Annotated in this window: 4 protein-coding genes and 1 pseudogene; 1 reads left to right on the top strand and 4 read right to left on the bottom strand. The window is 41.0% G+C overall.

Annotation, left to right across the window (positions count from 1 at the left end; all coding sequences use genetic code 11):
* Nucleotides 1-1,595 (bottom strand): annotated as a pseudogene (locus tag HWQ41_RS13860) (serine/threonine-protein kinase); the annotation flags it as partial.
* A gap of 633 nt (nt 1,596-2,228) precedes the next feature.
* Nucleotides 2,229-2,612 (bottom strand): hypothetical protein, encoded by a 384-nt coding sequence (locus HWQ41_RS13855; RefSeq protein ID WP_292763538.1) that lies wholly within the window; start codon nt 2,610-2,612, stop codon nt 2,229-2,231.
* A gap of 61 nt (nt 2,613-2,673) precedes the next feature.
* Here HWQ41_RS13855 and HWQ41_RS13850 point away from each other — a divergent pair, with 61 nt between their 5' ends.
* Nucleotides 2,674-3,339, top strand: a complete 666-nt coding sequence (locus HWQ41_RS13850) for a pre-peptidase C-terminal domain-containing protein (protein WP_292763537.1) — start codon at nt 2,674-2,676, stop codon at nt 3,337-3,339.
* Between the two features lie 79 nt (nt 3,340-3,418).
* On the opposite strand, the gene HWQ41_RS13845 is transcribed toward HWQ41_RS13850, so the two are convergent.
* A complete protein-coding gene (locus tag HWQ41_RS13845) occupies nt 3,419-3,544 on the bottom strand; it encodes a hypothetical protein (RefSeq protein ID WP_292763536.1) in 126 nt (41 codons plus the stop codon).
* Nucleotides 3,545-3,585: 41 nt separating this feature from the next.
* Entirely contained in the window at nt 3,586-4,164 is a 579-nt protein-coding gene (locus tag HWQ41_RS13840; RefSeq protein ID WP_292763535.1) for a Uma2 family endonuclease, read from the bottom strand.
* Between the last annotated feature and the right edge of the window lie 107 nt (nt 4,165-4,271).

Here is a 4,271-nt window from a genome sequence, read left to right as displayed (position 1 = left end):
CTATGTCCCTGCAAGGTGCGGATTAACTTTCCTGTCTCCAGATTCCACAATTTAATTGTCTTGTCCTTACTAGCACCGCCACTAGCAAGGGTTTTGCCATCAGGACTGAAAGCTACGGAACTAACTCCGTCGCTATGTCCCTCTAAGGTGCGGATTAACTTTCCTGTCTCCAAATTCCACAGTTTGATTGTCTTGTCCGCACTACCACTGGCAAGGGTTTTGCTATCAGGACTGAAAGCTACAGTCCAAATCCAATCGGAATTTCCTTCTAAAGTGTGGATTTCCTGTCCACTTGCCAAATTCCATAGCTTGATAGTCTTATCATCACTGCCACTAGCAAGAGTTTTACCATCAGGACTGAAAGCTACGGAATTCACATCGCTGGAATGCCCCTTGAGGGGTTTGGGCAGAAAATAATTTTCCGAGACGTTTTTTTGTGGTTGAATCGGCTGAGAAATCGGCTGAGAAATCGGCTGAGGAATTGGTGGAGAAAACTCCCTCATTGTATGGGGGCGAGTCTGGAAATACCAAACTCCTCCCAATCCCAACACCAAAATGCTAGTACCTAAAAGCAGTTGACTTGTTAACTTGTTATTTGGTTTTGGTGAAATGGACCCTTTGTTTGCTGGGGTGGCTGTAAATGTTGGTGTAATTAGAGTTGGGGGCACTGATGACAACGGTGGTAGCCGACGTGTCAAGTCAGTGATGACTTCATCAGCCGATTGGTAACGCTTTTGGATATCTAGTTGCAACAGCTTATCCAAAACTTCACCCAACTCTATAGACACAGAAACCCCGTTCCTACCTGGACTAATCAAATATTGTCGCCAAGATGCAACCCAACTATAGCCCTGCTGTATCCACAGTTGAGATGGGCGAACCCCAGTCAGTAGATGAAAACAAGTCGCCCCCAAACTGAATAAATCACTGGCTGGGTAAGCTTTTCCATCTTGCATCTGTTCAAGTGCAGTGTAACCGTGTGAGCCAATAACAGTACCCATTTTAGTCTGCACTGTTGCCGTCAGCAGCTTGGAGGCTCCAAAATCAATTAGCACTAATCGCCCGTCACTTTGACGGCGAATAATATTTTGTGGTTTGATATCCCGATGAATCACTCCCCGTACATGGATAAACTTCAGCACGGGCAGTAAATCTAGCAAAAGTTCGCGAATCTCTGTTTCGCTATAGCTTCCCCGCGTCTCCCATTCCTTAAGCAAGTTGTGCCCATCGATAAACTGCTGCACCAAAAACAGATAGCCATTTTGCTCAAAATAAGCCAATAAAGTTGGAATTTGCGGATGTTCTGCGAGTTCTTGCAGTCGCCTAGCTTCTTGTTTAAATAGCTCAACCGCTTTTGTTAGTGGCCCAGTTCCTTGAAGTTTTGGTGCGAATTGCTTAACAACACAGCATTCATTCAGTTTGTGTACATCTTCTGCCAAATAGGTTCTACCAAATCCGCCCTCATCTGACAACACCTGCGTGGGGCGATAGCGACCTCCCAGCAGGGGTATCAATTCCGCTCTACAACTTTGGCAATAGTTGTTTTTATGAGGATTTAAGGGTTTTTGGCAATCGGGATTCACACAACAGAGCATACTGGGAATCCATTTCAATTGGGGTATATATTCATCTTAAGTCATGCAGTATAATCTCTCTTGTTAGTCAATATCACTGAGATACTATACAAATCCCCAATTTCCTTACCTGATCAGGTATTGAACAATTTAAAAAACTTGAAAAAAGTTGTGCTTGACCAATGCCTTTTAAGGAATTGATTGGCGTCAATTCAATATATATATTCTCGATTTAGTAGTTCGGCAGCATCTGGCTCAGTTTGGCAAAAATATTTCGGCCAAAATCCGAAAAGCAGCAATTTCAGCTTGTAGCTCAGTATATACTGACAAAATTGACATTCACTCTAGTACAGTTTGGCAAAAATCTAGCTACCATCTCAAACCAGACAAGTTGTTCTGAGCAACTGGTTAAAGGTAGGCAAACTGACGCCACAGTGTACTAGTAGTCTAAATTGGAATATAAATTTTTAGACTTAAAATTTGTCTATCTCTTAAATACAAAATCATCAGCAAAATTAGGAGCGTAATTATGCTAGTAGAAAACAAGACCTCTCGTCGCAAATTAAGCCACATTTTCATTTGTTGCTTGAGTAGTAGTTTTTTGATCACGACTAATGTGCTACCTATAAGTGCTTTGGGAAAACCTCAAAATTCTCAATACTTCATAATTGCCAAATCACCCGATGAGAGACAACCAGAAGCAGTAAAAAAAGCAATTGAGCAAATTCCTGCTTTGCCAGCATCAGTATCTCCAAGACGGAAGACATCTATTGAGTCACCAATACAAACTCGTCGGATATCGTCTAACACAGAAAATTCCCAGCGAACCTCCAACGCTTCAAATGATGACTCTACTCCTAGATCATCTGGACGTAGGGCTTCTAACTCAAACTCCAATCGTTCTAATGGTGACTCTACTTCTAGATCATCTGCACATAGAGCTTCTAACTCAAACTCCAATCGTTCCAATGGCGGCTCTGGGAGAGTTCGCAAGCCAAGTTCTAATATAGCTACAAGTGGGAACCAAAATCTCGACAATTCAGCGCTTTCTTCGTCCGCGACACCTACTTTTAAGGAAATTAACTTTGTAGATGTTGAGTTGGGTATTCTGAGTAAGCGTGACTTTCGAGATCAAGGTAGATATTTTCATTTCTACCAGTTTGAGGGTAGAGAAAATCAATTAGTCCAAATTAGGCTTATTGGCAGTAATGATACACGTAGATCAAATAACTTGAGTTTAAAACCCTTGTTGTTTTTGCACGATCCTGATAATAATATCATCGTCAAAAAAGGCGCTTTGGATAAAAGCAGTGGTGGCGATGATGCATTCATTTTTGCACGACTGCCTAAGAATGGCACTTACAAAATCGCAGTTACTAGTCGAGATCCTGGAGAGATAGGTCGCTATAGTTTGGCTCTGAGGAATGACAGAGCTAGCTATACTTTAGATGAATCAGGTCAACTAAGTGCCAAAAGCTCAACCCTGAAACAAAATGGAGGCGCTTACAATGTTTCTAATTTTCAAGGGAGAAAAAATCAGCTTGTAAGTATTCGTGTAGATAGTGTTGATGAAGAATTTTCTCCTTACGTAGCTTTGCTAAATTCTCAAGGACGGACGATCGCTATATATAAAGACAAAGACAAAGATGGTGTGTACAGTGCTTTAATTGACCGAGCTAGGTTGCCTGAAGATGATACTTACTATATAGTTGTTACTTCCAAGAATCCACAGGAACTCGGTAAATACAGATTGACTATCTTCTGATAATTTAGGTTACTTGAAACTACTGCTTTCTTGCCGTGGGCTGGGAGGATATGAGAAGTTGTTTGAAAAGTCTAATTTATTATTTGCCTTGACGACTGGAAGTCGTGACTACACAGACAAAACCCTTGATTTCTAATCCTTTGGCGGTAGGACGACGAGAGTTTGTGTAGTAGCGAATTATATTCGCCCAGTACTTTTTAAACATCCTTTTGGAGGGATAAACACATCTAACCGAACCGTTAGATTCTATGCAAAAATTGGGTCTAAATCTAATAAAAATCCCGGCAATACATCTTCACCTGATAGATTTCGGGGAGATTGTAAAACTTCCACTGGTTGGTTAGAGCGATAAATTTCTACTTGCCTATTTTTAGGATTAATCAACCAACCTAGACGCAAACCGTTCTTGATATATTCCCACATTTTTGCTTGAGTATCTTCTAAATCATCAGTTTCAGAAACCAATTCCACTACAAAATCAGGACATAAGGGTGGGAATTTCTTTCTTTGCTCTGGCGTGAGAGCTTCCCATCTTTCCATCTTTACCCAAGACGCATCCGGGGAACGAGTTGCACCATTTGGCAATTTAAAACCTGTAGAAGAATTAAACGCTTTTCCGAGCTTATTTTGACGGTTCCATAACCATAATTGACCTTCTATATCCAAGTTACGCTCTCCAGTTTCTCCCCCGGTAGGTGACATAATAACTAATTCTCCTTGAGCGGTTAATTCCAGTCGTAATTCTTGATTAACAGCAATAAGCTGTTCAAATTCTTCGTCTGTCAATTTCAGCGCCGGGGGGAACTGTAAAGTTAGAGAACTCATACCAATTTTGGATTTTAGATTTTGGATTTTGGATTTTGGATTACAGCAATTTTCAGGTAAATGTTTCTAACCGCCGATTTCACTGAGACAACCGCCAAATCTTAATA

It is taken from the genome of Nostoc sp. NOS(2021), from assembly GCF_017115025.1.
In the GTDB taxonomy this organism is placed as follows: domain Bacteria; phylum Cyanobacteriota; class Cyanobacteriia; order Cyanobacteriales; family Nostocaceae; genus Nostoc.
Note: the sequence above shows the minus strand (reverse complement) of the source record. Positions and strands in the feature narration are given on the sequence as shown.

Bases quoted from the DNA above. Each gene is read 5' to 3' on its own strand.
- HWQ41_RS13840 (WP_292763535.1), bottom strand. From the start codon at position 4,164: ATGAGTTCTCTAACTTTACAGTTCCCCCCGGCGCTGAAATTGACAGAC.
- HWQ41_RS13845 (WP_292763536.1), bottom strand. From the start codon at position 3,544: ATGTTTAAAAAGTACTGGGCGAATATAATTCGCTACTACACAAACTCT.